Origin of the sequence: Burkholderia cepacia, from assembly GCF_001718835.1 — a bacterium.
GTDB lineage: Bacteria > Pseudomonadota > Gammaproteobacteria > Burkholderiales > Burkholderiaceae > Burkholderia > Burkholderia cepacia_F.
This window is the reverse complement of record NZ_CP013444.1, coordinates 3,028,639-3,045,489: the sequence shown is the minus strand read 5'-3', so window position 1 is coordinate 3,045,489 and position 16,851 is coordinate 3,028,639. Positions and strand designations below refer to the sequence as shown.

Below are 16,851 nucleotides of genomic sequence, written 5' to 3'. Positions count from 1 at the left end.
CTCCGGTGGTGTTCAATGTCATATGATGACTAACGATTTGTCCGGTGGCCTCCAGGAATTCCGATGACTGCTTCCCCGCTCTACATCCGTGTGCATCCGGACGACAACGTCGCGATCGTCGTCAACGACGGCGGCCTGCCCGAGGGCGCGACGTTCGCCGACGGGCTGACGCTGCGCGAAGGCGTGCCGCAGGGGCACAAGGTCGCGCTGGTCGATCTCGCGGCCGGCGACCCGATCGTCCGCTACAACGTGGTGATCGGTTATGCGCTGGCCGAGCTGCGACGCGGCAGCTGGGTCAACGAGCGCACGATGCGCATGCCCGAGCCGCCGGGGCTGGACGACCTGCCGCTCGCGACGCGTGCCGCGCCGCCGCTGCCGCCGCTCGAAGGTTATACGTTCGAGGGCTTCCGCAACGCCGACGGCTCGGTCGGCACGCGCAACATCCTCGCGATCACGACGACCGTGCAGTGCGTGTCGGGCGTCGTCGAGCATGCGGTGCGGCGGATCAAGGCCGAGCTGCTGCCGCGCTACCCGAACGTCGACGACGTGGTCGGGCTCGAGCACACGTACGGCTGCGGCGTCGCGATCGACGCGCCCGACGCCGACATCCCGATCCGCACGCTGCGCAACATCAGCCTGAATCCGAACTTCGGCGGCGAGGTGATGACCGTGAGCCTCGGTTGCGAGAAGCTGCAGCCCGAGCGCCTGCTGCCACCGGGCGCGATTCCGGTGGCGGCCGACGGCGCTGGCGACAACGGCGGCGTCGTGTGCCTGCAGGACGCCGCGCACGTTGGCTTCAACTCGATGATCGACTCGATCATGAAGATGGCCGAATCGCATCTCGAGCGGCTGAACCGCCGCCGCCGCGAGACGTGTCCCGCGTCGGATCTCGTCGTCGGCGTGCAGTGCGGCGGCAGCGACGCGTTCTCGGGGCTCACCGCGAATCCGGCCGTCGGCTTCGCGGCCGACCTGCTGGTGCGCGCGGGCGCGACGATCATGTTCTCCGAGGTGACGGAAGTGCGCGATGGCGTCGCGCAGCTCACGTCGCGTGCGGCGAACGAGGACGTTGCGCGCGAGATCATCCGCGAGATGGACTGGTACGACCGTTACCTGCAGCGCGGCCGCGTCGACCGCAGTGCGAACACGACGCCCGGCAACAAGAAGGGCGGCCTGTCGAACATCGTCGAGAAGGCGATGGGCTCGATCGTGAAGTCGGGCAGCGCGCCGATCGCCGGCGTCGTGCGTCCCGGCGATCGTGCGAAGCAGAAGGGGTTGCTGTACGCGGCGACGCCCGCGAGCGACTTCATCTGCGGCACGCTGCAACTCGCGGCCGGGATGAACCTGCACGTTTTCACGACCGGCCGCGGCACGCCGTACGGCCTCGCGCAGGTGCCGGTGATCAAGGTCGCGACGCGCAGCGATCTCGCGCGCCGCTGGCATGACCTGATGGATCTCGACGCGGGGCGGATCGCGACCGGCGCGGCGACGATCGAGGACACCGGCTGGGAACTGTTCCGGCTGATGCTCGACGTCGCGAGCGGCAAGCGCCGCACGTGGGCCGAGCAATGGAAGCTCGCGAATGCGCTGACGCTGTTCAATCCGGCGCCGGTGACCTGACGCGCGGGCGATCGGACGGTCGATCGGCATGCGGGCGCCTTCGCGGCGCCCGCATTCGTTTGGGGCGCGCGCGATGCGCGAAGCCTGCTTGCCTTGAACGTTGCCGACCGCCGGCGCGCCGTGAGCCTCGTGAACGTCGTGAGCCGAGCGCAACGGCTGCCGGGATCGGGTAACGTTATGCGATTCGTTCCTGATCCCGGAGACTAGCCGACATGCTGAAGAATCTCGACCCGCTGCTGCACGCCGACATCCTGCACACGCTGCGCGCGATGGGGCACGGTGACGAAATCGCGATCTGCGACGCGAATTTCCCGGCGGAATCCGTCGCGGAGCACACGGTGGTCGGCCGCGCGTTGCGGATCGACGGCGCCGATTCGGCGCGCGTCGTGCGCGCGGTGCTGTCCGTGCTGCCGCTCGACACGTTCGTCGACACGCCCGCATGGCGGATGGAAGTCGTCGGCGACGCAGCCGCGGTGCCGCCCGTGCAGCGCGAGGTGCAGGCCGAGATCGACCGCGCGGAAGGGCGCGCGGTGCCGCTCGCGGGCATCGACCGTTTCGCGTTCTACGAGCGCGCGCAGCAGGCGTACGCGGTGATCGTCACCGGCGAACTGCGCGGCTATGGATGCTTCATCTTCAAGAAAGGCGTGTTGTTGAGCGACGCGGGCTAAACATTTGTGAGGTTGGCGGTCTCCGCATCGCATTGGTAGATGTTGTCCTCATCATGCGAAACACGGTGGCATCGTACAACCGGATCGTGAAACCTGAAGATCGGGTGCTGTAATGGCGGATGCGATTTGGGATCAACTTGAAGCCTTTGCCCGGGAAGAACTGGGCAAGCCGATCTTCGGTGGTCCGTTGAAGTTGACGCCGGACAGCAGACTCGAAGAGGACTTGCACTTGACGGGCCTTGATGCCGTCGAGTTCGTCGACAAATGGGCCGAGACATTCTGCGTCGAGGCCCAAGGCTTTCCGTACAGTCGGTACTTCGGTCCCGACAGTCTCGACGTAATCAAGCTGGTTCTCGGGCTGTTCTCGAAGAAGCATCGAGACGCGGACCTCGTCCCGCTGACGCTTGGGATGTTGGCCGAGGCGATGCGTCGAGGACGTTGGGATACCACTGATATTGAAGCGCTGACGGTCAACAGCCGGTAGCGGGCATGGTAAGACCATGAATCTGCTGATGAATTTTCGGCAGGTTCGTCGGGATTGAAAGAGGTTGCAACGTTTTGCTACAACCTTTTTCTTGGACGCGGCGAAAAGACCCTCTATGCTGGCCCATTTGCCGGGCCGCGACCCGCTCGGCAGGCCGAACTGTAACGAGGAGAGAGGCATGACGCGTACCGTCGATTCCGGCGTCATTTTTTTCGCACGCCTGGCGCTGGCGGCGTTGTTCTTGTGGGGCGGCATCATGAAGCTGCTCGGCTACGGCGACCTGGTCAGCTACCTGCGCGGCCTGAACGTGCCGTTTCCGACCTATGTCGCGCCGGTCGTCGTCGCGATCGAGGGGCTGGGCGGCCTGCTGCTGATCGTCGGCTACAAGGTACGGCCGCTCGCGTTGCTGATGGCGGTCTACACGATCGCGACCGCGATGGTCGGGCACAATTTCTGGGACGCGACGAGCGCCGCCGTCCAGCACGACATGGTGATTCACTTCTGGAAGAACGTCGCGATCGCCGGCGGTTTCCTGCTGCTGTTCGTCACCGGCGCCGGCGGCGCGAGCATCGACGGCGTGCGCCGGCCCGCTTCGTCGTACGGTTCGGGCCTGCGCTGAACGCGCGCCCGGCCGCCTACTGAAACGGCAGGCCCGGCGGCTCGGCGCGCGCGGCGAACGCGGGATCGTGACCGGACAGGAAGTGCAATAGCGTCCAGTTGAACGTGTCGGCGCGATCGAGATTCGGATGGTGGCCGCTGCCCGGCAGCGAACCGAACTGCGCGCCCGGGATCATCGCCGCGAGACGCCGGCCTTCGACCGGCGGATACACGCCGTCGTCCTCGCTGTGCAGCACCAGCGTTTCGCTGCGCACGAGATTCAGGCGGCGCCGCACGTCGTAGCTCGCAATGCTGTCGCATATGCGTGCGAGATGCGCCGCGTCGGTCGCGGCAGCGCGCGCATGACCGATCTGATACGCAATTTCCCCTCGCTCCGACTGCGCGAATTCCGCGCTGACCAGCGACGGCCACATCTCCTCGAACCAGCGCACCGGGCCGTCGCCACGCTGGAATCCCGCTTTCCATTGCGCGACGCGGCGCATGTGGTCGTCGGCGACCAGGTTCGAACAGCCGTTGCACACCACCAGCTTGCCGACGCGCGACGGCGCGTCGATCGCGACCGTCAGCGCAATCGCGCCGCCGAGCGACAGGCCGACGAGCGCCGCGCTGTCGAGACCGAGATGATCGAGCAGGCCCTCCAGGTCGGCGGCGAGCTCGCCCATCGCGAGCGTGCGCGACGGGTACGACGACGCGCCGTGACCGGGCAGGTCCGGCACGATCACGCGATATCCCGCGTGACGCAGGAACGGCACCTGGCGTGCCCAGGCGAGTCCGCAGCTGCCCAGATCGTGAATCAGCATGATCGGCAGGCCGCTGCCGATGTCCGCGTAATAGAGATCGTGGTCTTTGAATGATAGTTTTGCCATGTGTGCTCCGTTGCGCGCCCACGTGCGCTCTCGTGGTTATCTTAATATTGAGATATATTCATGACAAGCGGGGTTTGATGACCTCTTCAGATGCGAGGATATTCATGAGCGCTCAGGCATCCAGCGATCGCGTCGATCACGTCGACCGGGTCGTCGCGCAATGGCGCGACGAGCGGCCCGGGCTCGACGTGACGTCGATGGAGATCTTCGGCCGGCTGGCGCGGCTGGCGAAGCACTGTGAAAAGGCGCGCGCCGAGGCGTTGTCGCCGTTCGGTTTCAAGGAAGGGGAGTTCGACGTGCTCGCGACGCTGCGGCGCGCGGGAAAGCCGTATGAATTGTCGCCGACGCAACTGTACCGCTCATTGATGATCACGTCGGGCGCAATCACCAACCGGCTGATGCGGCTCGAACAGGCGGGCTTCGTCGAGCGCGTGCCGAACCCGCACGACGGCCGGGGGCTCGCGGTGCGGCTCACGCCGGACGGGCTCGCGCTGATCGACCGGGCGGTCGCGGTGCACGTCGAGACGCAGGACCTGCTGCTCGGCGGACTGGCCCGCGACGAGCGCGCGGCGCTCGCCGCGCTGCTGAAGACCGCCTTGCTCGCGCTGCCGGGCGAGGCGCTGGCGCCGGACGACGGCGCCGGCTAGGCGCGCAACGCGGCCGGCGCGCATGGACCGCGCGCCGAGCCGTCCGGGCTTGAGAGGGCCCGCACGCATCACAAACACAACGAAAAACGACCAGGACATATCGTGCTCAACAACAACGTATTGCGCCAACTCGACTTGCAGGACGTGATGGTGTTTCTGTGCCTGTACGAACACAAGAGCGCGCGCCGCACCGCCGAGGTGCTGAGCATCAGCCAGCCGACCGTCAGCTATTGCCTGAAGCGGCTGCGCAACTGCTTTCACGACGTGCTGTTCGACGTCGATCACGGCAGCCTCGTGGCGACGCCGAAAGCCGAGGTGATCGAGCCGTATCTGCGCAACGTGATCGATGCGGTCAACCATTGCGCGGACATGGACGACGACCAGGTCGCCGCGGCCGCGCACCGCGTGATCCGCGTGTGCGCGCCCGAGTATTTCGAGCTGCTGCTGCTGCCGGGCGTGCTCGAATCGTTCATGAAGCGCGGCCGCGAGACGTCGCTGATCGTCGAGCGGCTCGGCCGCGAATTGCCGGTCGAGCGGCTGCTCGCCGGCGAGATCGATTTCGCGACCGGCTTCGGCCCCGGCTATCACCGGCTGCATCCGGACCTGCAATGGGAATCGGTGCTGTCCGACACGTTCGTGTGCCTGACCGCATCGCGCAAGCTCGCGCCGACGACGCGCGTGACGCTCGACGAGTTCTGCGACATGCATCACGTGTTCCCGACGCCGTGGATCTCCGAGCGCAACATGATCGACGGCTGGCTCGAGAAGCTCGGGCGCTCGCGCAACATCGTCGCGCGGGCGAACACGTATCAGGCCTGCCTGAACATCGTCTCGCGGCTGCCGGTCGTGCTGACGCTGCCGCAACGGCTGATTCCGTACCTGTCGATCCCGCCTTCGGTGCAGATCTGCGACGTGCCGCTCGGCTTTCCGACCTTCACGCTCGACGTGATCTGGGCGACCCAGATGGAAAAGAACCACGACATCCGCAGCATGCGGATGCTGTTCAAGGATCTCGCGAGCGCGAACGCGCTCGAACCCGGCGCGGCGCACGCGCTCTGAACGGGCCGCGGCGGCGCGTGCCGTCGGGCGCGCCGCCCGGCCGATTCTTTCGCGTGAGGAAGCACCCGGCAGGCTTTTTCACGAATCTCTCAACAAAATTACATCCAGCTTTTAATTTTTAAAACGGCGTGCCGCTTCGTGTCGGTAAATTGAGTGGTGTTCGACGAGGCCAGGACTCGAACACACCAAGACTAACCACACTGAGAGTGAGAGGCACACATGATGGATGTTGACGTAGTCACCGCGCAGGTCCACCACAAACCGTTGCCGCGTTTCGGCTTCGAACTGATCGAGAGCCTGGAGCCGGGCCAGAAGGCGATCGATATCGTCGATACCGATCAGTTGTACGAAAATCTTGCCCACTCGGGCGTCGTGATCTACCGCAACTTCGCGGACACGCTCGAGGATTTCAACCGCTTCGTCAGCCAGCACTCGGCGCGCGTCACGTTCGATCCGGCGCGCAAGGCGTCGACCGAGAACACCGCGGAAATCGACGCGGGCCACCTCGAGATGGGCCTGCACCAGGAAAACGGCAACCTGCCGTTCACGCCGGACCTGCAGTGGTTCTTCTGCCTCGAGCCGGCGCGCGTCGGCTCCGAGACGACGATGTGCGACGGCCTGCGCGTGCTGCACGAGCTGTCGCCGGCCACCCGCCGCCTGTTCGAGCAGCGCAAGATCAAGTACGCGCGCCGCATTCCCTGGCCGAACGTGCAGCGGTTCCTGAGCATCGAGCTGCAGGTGAGCGCGCATGAGGTGAACGACTCGCATCTCGAAGTCGTCAACCAGCGCGTGCCGGGCCAGCACTACCGCCGGCTCGATCAGTTCCTCGTGTCGTCCGAACGCGTGACGGATGCGATCACCACGAGCTGCTTCTCCGGCCGCCGCGCGTTCTGCAATTCGCTGCTCGGCCCGAGCGTGAACTACGAACCGCCGCTCATCACGTGGGAAGACGGCACCGACATCGATTTCGAGGTGTGGGACGAAATCAAGGACGTGACCGCGCGCTACACGTACGACCTGTTCTGGAACAAGGGCGACATCGTCGTGATCGACAACACCCGCGTGATGCACGGCCGCCGCCGCCTCGCGGATACGGGCCGCCGGATCTTCGGCGCACAAAGCTATCGCAAAGGAGCCATTGCATGATCAGCGCACTTCTCGAACGTCATTTCGCCGAAGCGCAGGACCGGATCGTCGTGCGCGAGATGGAAGGCCGCGACTATTCGCTCGCGGAACTGCGCGCCGACGTGGAGCGCATCGCCGCGACGCTGCAGGACGTGTACGGCGATTGCAGCGGGCTCGTGTTCGGGATCGCCGCCCGCTCGAGCTATACGTGGGTCGCGACGATGCTGGCGATCTTCCGCGTGAAGGCTGTGCTGCTGCCGGTGCCGATCGAATTCTCCGACGAGCAGATCGGCAGCCTGCTGCACAAGGCCACCGCGATCTTCGCGCAGGACGCGCACACCGCGGCGCGCATCAGCGCGATCCTGCCCGGCATCGCGTGCCTCGACGCCGCGAGCGAGCGCAGCGCGTGGCCCGCGCAGGGCGCGCCGGCCGGCGAGCGGATCGAGCCCGGCATCTGCGGGATCATCCATACGTCCGGCACGACGTCGAAGCCGAAGGGCGTAAAGATCCGCGACGAGGCGGTCGGCCTGCTCGTGACGAACGTGCTGAAGCGCGTGCCGCAGGCGCCGCTCGACTACCTGTCGATCGTGCCGATGAGCCTGCTGATCGAACAGGTGCTCGGCGTGTTCCTGCCGATCCTGTCCGGCGGCTCGCTGACGCTGATGCCGGCGCGCTACGCCGAGTACGGCGCGCGCAGCGGCAATGCGCGCGACTACCTGGACCTGATCGCGCAGGTCGATCCGAACTTCCTGTACCTGCCGCCGAAGCTGCTCGAGGAAGCCGACGCGCTGCTCGAATCGACGAGCGTCACGAGCCTGTTCGGCCGCCGCAATCCGCACATCATCACCGGCGGCGCGAAGATTCCGGCCACCGTGCTCGAATCGCTCGACAAGCGCGGCGTGCAGGTCTACGAAGCGTACGGCCTGAGCGAGAACAGCTCGATCATCTCGCTGAACCATCCGGGGCATCGCCGCATCGGATCCGCCGGCCCGCTGCTCGACGGCATCGTGCCGTCGATCGTCGACGGCGAGCTGCGCGTGCTCACCCCGACGCTGTGCGCCGGCTACTACAACTCGGACGACACGTCGTGCGAGCTGACCGACGGCTACCTGCACACGGGCGACATCGCGGAGATCGTCGACGGCTACCTGTACATCACCGGCCGCAAGAAGCACGTGATCATCCTTTCGACGGCCCGCAACATCTCGCCGGAGTGGGTGGAGACGGTTTACAAGGAAAGCGCGCTGATCGACGACATCGTCGTGTTCGGCGAAGGCCGGGAAGAGCCGGCGGCGATCGTGCTGTCGCAGCACGACGAGGCGGCGATTCTCGGCGAGATGGCGCGCCTCGAGCCGCGGCTCGCGGATTTCGCGCGGGTGCGGCGCGTGCGGGTGGTGGCCGACATCGAGCGCTTCCGCAAGGACTATTACACGGTCACGGGCCGGCCGCGCCGCCAGCTGATCGAGCGCGATCTCGCGGCGTCGCTGTACTGACCGGGAGCCGAACGTGCACATCGTACGAACTTTCCATCCGGGGCAGGCCGCTTATCGCGCGATGCAGCTGGCGGTCGCCCAGAACTATTACCAGGCGCACGGCGCGCGCCCGGAGCCGCGCCCCGACCAGTTCTGGTGCCTGACCGACCGCGCGATGACGCTGCCCGGCTACGCGTGCGTCGGGTTGAGCTGGGGCGACAGCGCCCCGCTCTTCTCGGAGTACTACCTGGACGAGTCGCTGACGCACCTGTACGGGCTGTCGCGCGCGGAGCTCGTCGAACTCGGGCAGTTCTCGTCGTTCGGCTCGAAGGGCGCGGGGCGCTACCTGATCGCGAACGTGTTCCGCACGCTTGCCCAGCATCACTACCGGTACGTGCTGATGACGGCGACCGAGCGGGTGCGGCACATCGTGCAGTCGCTGCAGATCGGCTATGACGATCTCGGTCACGCAAGCGTGAGCCGCGTGCGCGACCAGCACGTCGACTGGGGCACGTACTACGACAACGCGCCGCGCGTGATCATGGTGAAGATCGGCGGCATGGCTGCGCGCGACGAGCTGCCCGCCTGGAGCCCGCTCGACGACAAGCCTCCGCCGCGCTGCGCTTCCCGGCACGTCGCGCTCGCCGCGACTGGTCATTGATCCCGGTGGGCCGTGCGCTTCGGCGCCGGCCCGCCTCGTTACATCTGGAACGTCCCCATGTCCGATTCCAAACAATACGAAAACTTTCTCGTGTTCCTGGCGCCGCTGATCAACAGCGTCGGCGGGATCGCGATCGACCTGTACGCGCCGAGCATTCCGGCGATCGGCCGCGAGCTCGGCGTCGCGCCGAGCATGATGCAGAACACGATCACCATCACGCTCGTGTTCTATGCGCTCGGCCAGCTCGCGTTCGGCATGCTGGCCGACTGGTGGGGGCGCCGGCCGTCCGTGCTGGCCGGCCTCGCGCTGTTCATCGCGGGCAGCGCACTCGCGGTGGCCGCGCCGTCGTTCGAGGCGCTGATGGTCGGTCGCGCGATCCAGGGCTTCGCGATCGGGTCGTGCCAGGTGGTCGCGCGCGCCGTGCTCGTCGATACCGTGAAGGGCGACCGTTTCCGCGTCGCGATCGTCTACCTGAGTCTCGCGTTCGGGCTCGGCCCGGTGATCGCGCCGTACGTCGGCGGGCTCGTGCAGGAGATGGCGGGCTGGCGCTGGAACTTCGTCGTCTACTGCGGCTACGGGCTCGTCGTGCTGTCGTTCGCTTTCGCGGGGCTGCGCGAGTCGCTGCGGCCCGAGATGCGGCGCACGCCGGCGCAAACGATAGCGGGCTACCGCGAGATCCTGTCCGATCCGCATTTCCTGTCCGCCGTCGGGATGCTCGGGATGAGCTTCTCGGCGTTCCTGATGTGGAACGTGATCGGGCCGTACATCGTGCAGCATCGCCTCGGGCACAGCGCGTCGTACTTCGGATCGACGGCGCTCGCCGTCGGCCTGTGCTACCTCGGCGGCACGACGCTGAACCGCAGCCTGATCAAGCGCTACAGCGGCGAGCAGCTGATGCGCGGCGGGATCGTGCTGTTCGCGCTCGGCGTCGCGTGCGTCGCGTCGAGCGGCACCGCGCTCGTGCTCGTCACCGCGCTCGGCGGGATCATGCTGATCGCGTTCGCGCAGGGCTTCATCTTCTCGAACGCGATGGCCCGCTCGATGGCGCTGTTTCCGGGGCGCGCGGGCGCCGCGGCGAGCCTGCAGGGCTGCCTGATGCTGGTGCTCGGTTCGCTCGCGTCGGGCATCGTGAGCGCGCTGCCGATCGCGACCAACGCGGCGATCGCGGTGATGTTCATGTGCCTGCTCGGCGTGAGCTCGTTCGCGTTCCGGCAACTGCATCGCCTGCACGTTCAGGTGGCGCGATGAAGGCGGCCGCCGCGCTCGCGCTGCGCGTCGTGCTCGGCGTGTTCTGGGCGTGGGCCGGGCTGTCGAAGTTCGCCGGGAGCTTCGACGCCGCGCCGTTCCTCGCGGCCGCGGCCACCCGCTCCGCCGCGGCGCCCGACGCGGTGCGGCTCGCGCTCGTCGACGCGATCGGCCGGTTCGCGCTGCCGCACGTCGCCGCGATCAACGTCGCGGTGCCGTGGCTCGAGCTCGGCGCGGGCCTGTCGATCCTGCTCGGCGTCGCGGCCGGCTGGGGGATCGCCGCGGCCGCCGCGATGTCCGCGCTGTTCCTGATGTGCGGGGCCGTGAGCACGAACCCGCTGCTGCTGCTCGGCGCCGTGCTGCTCGCGATGTGGCATCCGTATGCGCGCGCGTGGTCCCTCGACGCGCTGCGCCCGCTCACTCCCCGATCCTGACCCGGCGGTGAGCGATTTCAGGCCGCACGTCCGGTTGCCGCCGGACGTGCGGCTCTTTTTTCGTACGGACGCCGCACGAAATATTTAAACGGGCCTTCAAAAATTTGACATCTGGCGTGTGTGGGCCCGACCACACTGACACCATGACTCACTTGATCGGGAAGATTCCCATGAGACGCTCAACGTTCTATACCGTCGGCGCGCTGGCCGTCCTGTTCGGCGCGCTGTTCCTGTGGCGCATGGAGCGCGTGTCGGCCGCCGATCGGCCGGCCGCGCCCGCAGCGCCGCTGCCCGTCGAAACCGTCGTCGTCGCGCCGCACGCCGAGCAGCCGTCGCTCGATGCGGTCGGTTCGCTCGAAGCGGTGCGGCAGGTGACGATCGCGCCGGAAGTCGCCGGGCGCGTCGTGGATATTCGCTTCGTCGCGGGCTCGCGCGTGAGCGCCGGGCAGCCGCTCGTGCAGCTCTACGATGCGCCCGAGCAGGCGAAGCTCGCCGGGCTGCAGGCGAAGGCCGACTACACGCGCCGGCAGTTCGCGCGCGCCGAGCAGCTCGTGCCGAACGGCGCCGAACCGAAGGCGACCTTCGACGCGCGCCGCTACGAGCTCGACGCCGCGCGCGCCGACATCCGCGAGACGCAGGCCGTGATCACGCAGAAGCTGATCCGCGCGCCGTTCTCCGGCGTGATCGGCCTGCGGCGCGTGAACCTCGGCCAGTACCTGAATCCGGGCGACGCGATCGTGACGCTCACCGATCTCGATGCGCTGCACGCGAACTTCACGGTGCCGCAGAAGGCGCTGAGCCGCGTCGCGCTCGGGCAAGCCGTGCGCGTGACGACGGATGCCTACCCGGGCCGCACCTTCGAAGGGCGCGTGACCGCGATCGAGCCGCAGGTCGGCGACGAGACGCGCAACATCACCGTGCAGGCGACCGTGGCCAACGCCGACCAGCTGCTGCGCCCGGGCATGTACATCGATGCGCACCTGGCGCTGCCGGGCCGCGACGCGGTGATCAGCGTGCCGGATACCGCGGTGCAGACGTCGCAGGCCGGCGACAGCGTCGTCGTGGTCGAGCAGCGCGACGCGCGCGGTGTCGGCGTGGCGCGCGTGCGCCAGGTGCGCATCGGCGCGCGCGACCGGGGCCGCATCATCGTCGAGGACGGGCTGTGCGCCGGCGACGTGGTCGTGACGACCGGGCAGCTGCGCGTCGCGCCGGGCGCGAAGGTGCAGGCGCTCGCCGATGCGACCGCGCAACGGGAGAGCGTGCGATGAGCCAGCCCACGCAAGGCCCCACACAAGGCGCGCGCTTCACCGACATCTTCGTCCGGCGGCCGGTGCTGTCGCTCGTCTGCAGTCTGCTGGTCCTGCTGATCGGCCTGCGCTCGCTCGGCGCGCTGCCGGTGCGCCAGTACCCGATGCTCGAGAGCGCGACGATCAGCGTCGAAACCGCGTATCCCGGCGCGTCGCAGGCGCTGATGCAGGGCTTCGTGACGACGCCGATCGCGCAGTCGATCGCGACCGCGGACGGCATCGAATACCTGAGTTCCACGTCGACGCAGGGCAAGAGCGTCGTGAAGGCGCGGCTGCGCCTGAACGCGAACGCCGACCGCGCGATGACGGAAATCATGGCGAAGGTGCAGGAGGTCAAGTACAAGCTGCCCGAAGGCGCGTACGACTCGGTGATCACGAAGCTCACCGACGCGCCGACGGCCGTCATGTATCTCGGCTTCTCGAGCGACACGCTGTCGATTCCGGAGATCACCGACTACGTGGTGCGGGTCGCGCAGCCGCTCGTCACGACCGTGCCGGGCGTCGCGTCGGCCGAGATCGTCGGCGGGCAGAACCTCGCGATGCGGGTCTGGCTCGACGCGTCGCGGCTCGCCGCGCACGGGCTGTCGGCCGCGGACGTGGCGAGCGCGCTGAAGGCGAACAACGTGCAGGCCGCGCCGGGCCAGGTGAAGGGCGCGCTTACGGTCGCCGACATCTCCGCGAATACCGACCTGACCGACGTCGGCGCGTTCGGCAACCTCGTCGTGAAGTCCGACGCGAACGGCAGCTTCGTGCGGCTGCGCGACGTCGCGACCATCGAGCTCGGCGGGCAGCAGTACAACGCGAGCGCGCTGATGAACGGCCACCGCGCGGTGAACATCGCGATCAACGCGACGCCGTCGGGCAACCCGCTCGACATCGTGCGCGGCGTGCAGGCGCTGCTGCCGACGATGGAGCGCAACAAGCCGGCCAGCATCCGGATCGGCGACGTGTTCGACGTCGCGCGCTTCGTCAACGCGTCGATCGACGAGGTGCGCGAGACGATCGTCGAGGCGATCGCGATCGTCGTCATCGTGATCTTCCTGTTCCTCGGCTCGTTCCGCGCGGTCGTGATCCCGGTCGTGACGATTCCGCTCGCGCTCGTCGGCTCCGCCACGCTGATGCTCGCGGCCGGCTTCTCGCTGAACCTGCTCACGCTGCTCGCGATGGTGCTCGCGATCGGGCTCGTCGTCGACGACGCGATCGTCGTCGTCGAGAACATCCACCGGCACATCGAATCCGGCGAGCCGCCCGCGCGCGCGGCGCTGCTCGGCGCACGCGAGATCGCGTCGCCCGTGATCGTGATGACGATCACGCTCGTCGCCGTGTACGCGCCGATCGGCCTGATGGGCGGGCTGACCGGATCGCTGTTCCGCGAATTCGCGTTCACGCTCGCGGGCGCGGTGTGCGTGTCGGCCGTGATCGCGCTGACGCTGTCGCCGATGCTGAGCTCGCTGCTGCTCGACAGCCGGATGTCGGAAGGGCGCATCGCGCGCGCGATCGAGCACACGCTGTCGCGCGTCACGCACGGCTACCGGCGGCTGCTGCACGCGAGCCTCGCCGCGCGGCCGGCGGTGCTGGTGTTCGGCGCGGGCGTGCTGCTCGGCATCGGGCTGCTGTTCAGCGGCGTGAAGCGCGAGCTCGCGCCGCAGGAGGACCAGGGCTCGATCATGCTGCAGGTGAAGGCGCCGCAGTACGCGAACCTCGACTACCTCGAACGCTACGCGCCGCAAGTCGAGAAGGTGTTCCGCTCGCTGCCGGAAGCCGACACGAGCTTCGTGCTGAACGGCGTCGGCGGCGCCAATCTCGGCTTCGCCGGCGTGAACCTCGTCGACTGGTCGAAGCGCACGCGCGGCGCCGCCGATCTGCAGGCGCTCGTGCAGGCGCGCGCGAACGCGATCGCCGGCGACCAGGTGTTCACGTTCCTGCTGCCGTCGCTGCCCGCGTCGAGCGGCGGCCTGCCGATCCAGATGGTGCTGCGCGCGCCGGCCGACTTCAAGGACATCTTCGCGACGATGGGCAAGCTGAAGGCCGCCGCGTCGAAGAGCGGGCTGTTCGCGGTCGTCGACAGCGACCTGACGTTCGACAGCCGCGCGGTCGGCGTGACGATCGATCGCAACCAGGCGAACGCGCTCGGCGTGACGATGAAGGACATCGCCGATACGCTCGCGGTGCTCGTCGGCGAGAACTACGTGAACCGCTTCGACCACAACGGGCGCTCGTACGACGTGATTCCGCAGGTCGCGCGCGCGGAGCGCCTGTCGTCCGACATGCTGAACCGCTATTACGTGAAGACGCGCAGCGGCAAGATGGTGCCGCTCGCGACGGTCGTGCACGTGTCGAACGGCAGCCAGGCGAACGCGCTCACGCAGTTCAACCAGATGAACTCGGCGACGCTGTCGGCCGTGGCCGCGCCGGGCGTGACGATGGGGCAGGCGGTCGAGTTCCTGCAGAAGCAGGCGCTGCCGCCCGGCTACGACATCGACTGGCTCGGCGAATCGCGCCAGTACGTGCAGGAGGGCAACCGGCTGACCGTCACGTTCGTGTTCGCGCTCGTCGTGATCTTCCTCGTGCTCGCCGCGCAGTTCGAGAGCCTGCGCGATCCGCTCGTGATCCTCGTGTCGGTGCCGCTGTCGGTGTGCGGCGCGCTCGTGCCGCTGTATCTCGGCTTTGCGACGCTGAACATCTATACGCAGATCGGGCTCGTCACGCTGATCGGGCTGATCTCGAAGCACGGGATCCTGATGGTGAGCTTCGCGAACGAGCTGCAGCGCACGCAGAACCTCGACCGGCGCGCGGCGATCGAGCACGCGGCCGCCGTGCGGCTGCGGCCGATCCTGATGACGACCGCGGCGATGGTCGCCGGGCTCGTGCCGCTGATCTTCGCGCGCGGCGCGGGCGCGGCCAGCCGCTTCGCGATCGGGATCACGGTCTCGACCGGCATGCTGGTCGGCACGCTGTTCACGCTGTTCGTGCTGCCGACCGTGTACACGCTGATCGCGAAGCGGCATCGCGAGGCGGCGACGAGCGAACGCGCGCGCGTGCTGGAGACGGTATGAGCGCGCCATCGTCAACGCGCGCCGCGACGGCGCGCAACGGGAGAAACATGAATCGGATCCGTGTTGCGGCCGCCGCGGCGGTCGCGCTCTTCGCCGCAGGCTGTACGATGGCGCCGCATTACAAGCGGCCCGACGCGCCCGTCGCGCAGGCGTACCCGGCCGGCGGCGTCTACGCGACGCAGCCGGGTGCGGCCGGCGCGCGCAGCGCGAACGGCCAGGCGGCGGCCGACATCGGCTGGCGCGAGTTCTTCGTCGATCCGCGCCTGCAGCGGCTGATCGAGATCGCGCTGAACAACAACCGCGACCTGCGGGTCGCGGTGCTGAACATCGCGGCCGCGCGTGCGCAGTACCAGATCACGCGTGCGGACCTGTTCCCGAAGCTCGACGCGGTGGGCACCGGCAATCGCCAGCGGCTGCCGAACGCGCTGACGGCGATCCCGGGGCGCAACATCACGACGACGTACAACGTCGGGCTGTCCGCGTCGTGGGAGCTCGATCTGTTCGGCCGCGTGCAGAGCCTGAAGGACCAGGCGCTCGCGAAATACCTCGCGACCGCGCAGGCCCGCAAGGCGTCGGAGATCGCGCTGGTCGCGCAGGTCGCGGACCAGTACCTGACGCTGTTGTCGACCGACGACCTGCTGAAGGTCACGGAGAACACGCTGAAGTCCGCTCAGGCGCAATACGACCTGACGAAGCTGAAGTTCGATAACGGCACCGGCTCGGAGCTCGACCTGCGCCAGGCGCAGACGATCGTCGAGACGGCGCTCGCGAATCAGCAGGCGCAGGCGCGCGCCCGCGCGCAGGCGGTGAACGCGCTGGTGCAACTGATCGGCGAGCCGCTGCCGGACGACCTGCCGGCAGGCATGCCGCTCGACGCGCAGAACCTGCTGACGGACGTGCCGGCCGGGTTGCCGTCGGATCTGCTGACGCGTCGTCCGGACATCATGGAAGCGGAGCAGAGCCTGCTCGCGGCGAATGCGAACATCGGCGCGGCACGCGCGGCGTTCTTCCCGCGCATCTCGCTGACGGGCGCGTTCGGCACCGGCAGCCCGACGCTGGGCGGCCTGTTCAAGGCCGGCACGGCGGCGTGGTCGTTCGCGCCGCAGATCACGATGCCGATCTTCGAGGGCGGGCAGAACATCGCGAACCTGAACCTCGCGAACGTGCAGAAACGCATCGAGATCGCGAACTACGAGAAGGCGATCCAGTCGGCATTCCGCGAAGTGGCGGACGGTCTGGCCGCACGCGGCACGTACGATCAGCAGATCGCGGCGCTCGAGCGCAACGAGCACGCGCAGCAGCGTCGCTACGACCTGTCGGACCTGCGCTACAAGAACGGCGTCGACAGCTACCTGTCGGTGCTGACCGCGCAGACCGATCTGTACTCGGCACAGCAGACGCTGATCAACGCCCGTCTGGCGCGCTGGACGAACCTCGTCACGCTGTACCGCGCATTGGGCGGCGGCTGGATCCAGCGGGCCGGCGAGACGCCGCGTCCGGCCGACCAGCCGGTCGACTACGGCAAGGCGGCCGCGCCAACGCCGGCCGCCGCGGCGAACGGTTGAGCGCCGCCGGTCAGACGCATGCGATGC

The 16,851-nt window shown here is 67.9% G+C and carries 15 protein-coding genes and 1 pseudogene; 15 read left to right on the top strand and 1 reads right to left on the bottom strand.

The features are described from left to right. Positions 1-63: 63 nt before the first annotated feature. The 5 genes and pseudogenes from garD to WT26_RS33315 all read left to right on the top strand — a co-directional run bounded on the left by garD (position 64) and on the right by WT26_RS33315 (position 3,388). Positions 64-1,617, top strand: a complete 1,554-nt coding sequence (gene garD / locus WT26_RS33330; RefSeq protein WP_027790501.1) for a galactarate dehydratase — start codon at positions 64-66, stop codon at positions 1,615-1,617. A gap of 212 nt (positions 1,618-1,829) precedes the next feature. After that, positions 1,830-2,285: an RbsD/FucU family protein gene (locus WT26_RS33325; protein ID WP_021159305.1), complete on the top strand. Its 456-nt coding sequence runs from the start codon at positions 1,830-1,832 to the stop codon at positions 2,283-2,285. Between the two features lie 32 nt (positions 2,286-2,317). Further along, a pseudogene (locus tag WT26_RS39220) lies at positions 2,318-2,398 on the top strand (STM2901 family protein); the annotation flags it as partial. Next, the gene (locus WT26_RS33320; protein WP_069271697.1) at positions 2,398-2,769 is read left to right on the top strand and encodes a DUF1493 family protein; all 372 of its coding nucleotides are present in this window, start codon (positions 2,398-2,400) and stop codon (positions 2,767-2,769) included. The pseudogene WT26_RS39220 and the gene WT26_RS33320, both read left to right, overlap by 1 nt. Before the next feature lie 178 nt (positions 2,770-2,947). Then, positions 2,948-3,388: a DoxX family protein gene (locus tag WT26_RS33315; RefSeq protein ID WP_069274929.1), complete on the top strand. Its 441-nt coding sequence runs from the start codon at positions 2,948-2,950 to the stop codon at positions 3,386-3,388. A gap of 16 nt (positions 3,389-3,404) precedes the next feature. Here the strand turns inward: WT26_RS33315 and WT26_RS33310 are convergent, their stop codons facing one another. Then, positions 3,405-4,253 (bottom strand): alpha/beta fold hydrolase, encoded by an 849-nt coding sequence (locus WT26_RS33310; protein ID WP_060106743.1) that lies wholly within the window; start codon positions 4,251-4,253, stop codon positions 3,405-3,407. A gap of 104 nt (positions 4,254-4,357) precedes the next feature. On the opposite strand from WT26_RS33310, the gene WT26_RS33305 reads away from it, so the two are divergent. From WT26_RS33305 to WT26_RS33260, 10 genes are all read left to right on the top strand, one after another. Then, positions 4,358-4,900, top strand: a complete 543-nt coding sequence (locus tag WT26_RS33305; RefSeq protein ID WP_059824643.1) for a MarR family winged helix-turn-helix transcriptional regulator — start codon at positions 4,358-4,360, stop codon at positions 4,898-4,900. Positions 4,901-5,002: 102 nt separating this feature from the next. Further along, positions 5,003-5,959 (top strand): LysR family transcriptional regulator, encoded by a 957-nt coding sequence (locus WT26_RS33300; RefSeq protein WP_059592617.1) that lies wholly within the window; start codon positions 5,003-5,005, stop codon positions 5,957-5,959. 222 nt (positions 5,960-6,181) lie between these two features. Beyond that, positions 6,182-7,105 carry a TauD/TfdA family dioxygenase gene (locus tag WT26_RS33295; RefSeq protein WP_230461678.1) on the top strand — a complete coding sequence of 308 codons (924 nt, stop codon included), beginning with the start codon at positions 6,182-6,184 and terminating at the stop codon, positions 7,103-7,105. Further along, positions 7,102-8,577 carry an AMP-binding protein gene (locus WT26_RS33290; RefSeq protein ID WP_059716529.1) on the top strand — a complete coding sequence of 492 codons (1,476 nt, stop codon included), beginning with the start codon at positions 7,102-7,104 and terminating at the stop codon, positions 8,575-8,577. Before WT26_RS33295 ends, WT26_RS33290 begins: the two co-directional genes overlap by 4 nt. Positions 8,578-8,590: 13 nt before the next feature. Beyond that, a complete protein-coding gene (locus WT26_RS33285; protein ID WP_045564012.1) occupies positions 8,591-9,217 on the top strand; it encodes a thermostable hemolysin in 627 nt (208 codons plus the stop codon). 57 nt (positions 9,218-9,274) lie between these two features. After that, positions 9,275-10,465, top strand: coding sequence for a multidrug effflux MFS transporter (locus tag WT26_RS33280; RefSeq protein ID WP_042584950.1), 1,191 nt, complete (start codon positions 9,275-9,277; stop codon positions 10,463-10,465). Further along, positions 10,462-10,896 carry a hypothetical protein gene (locus WT26_RS33275; protein WP_059954543.1) on the top strand — a complete coding sequence of 145 codons (435 nt, stop codon included), beginning with the start codon at positions 10,462-10,464 and terminating at the stop codon, positions 10,894-10,896. Before WT26_RS33280 ends, WT26_RS33275 begins: the two co-directional genes overlap by 4 nt. A gap of 170 nt (positions 10,897-11,066) precedes the next feature. Then, a complete protein-coding gene (locus WT26_RS33270) occupies positions 11,067-12,164 on the top strand; it encodes an efflux RND transporter periplasmic adaptor subunit (protein ID WP_069271696.1) in 1,098 nt (365 codons plus the stop codon). Beyond that, positions 12,161-15,259, top strand: a complete 3,099-nt coding sequence (locus WT26_RS33265; RefSeq protein WP_059895603.1) for an efflux RND transporter permease subunit — start codon at positions 12,161-12,163, stop codon at positions 15,257-15,259. Before WT26_RS33270 ends, WT26_RS33265 begins: the two co-directional genes overlap by 4 nt. A 47-nt stretch (positions 15,260-15,306) precedes the next feature. Then, a complete protein-coding gene (locus WT26_RS33260; RefSeq protein ID WP_069274928.1) occupies positions 15,307-16,824 on the top strand; it encodes an efflux transporter outer membrane subunit in 1,518 nt (505 codons plus the stop codon). Positions 16,825-16,851: the final 27 nt, after the last annotated feature.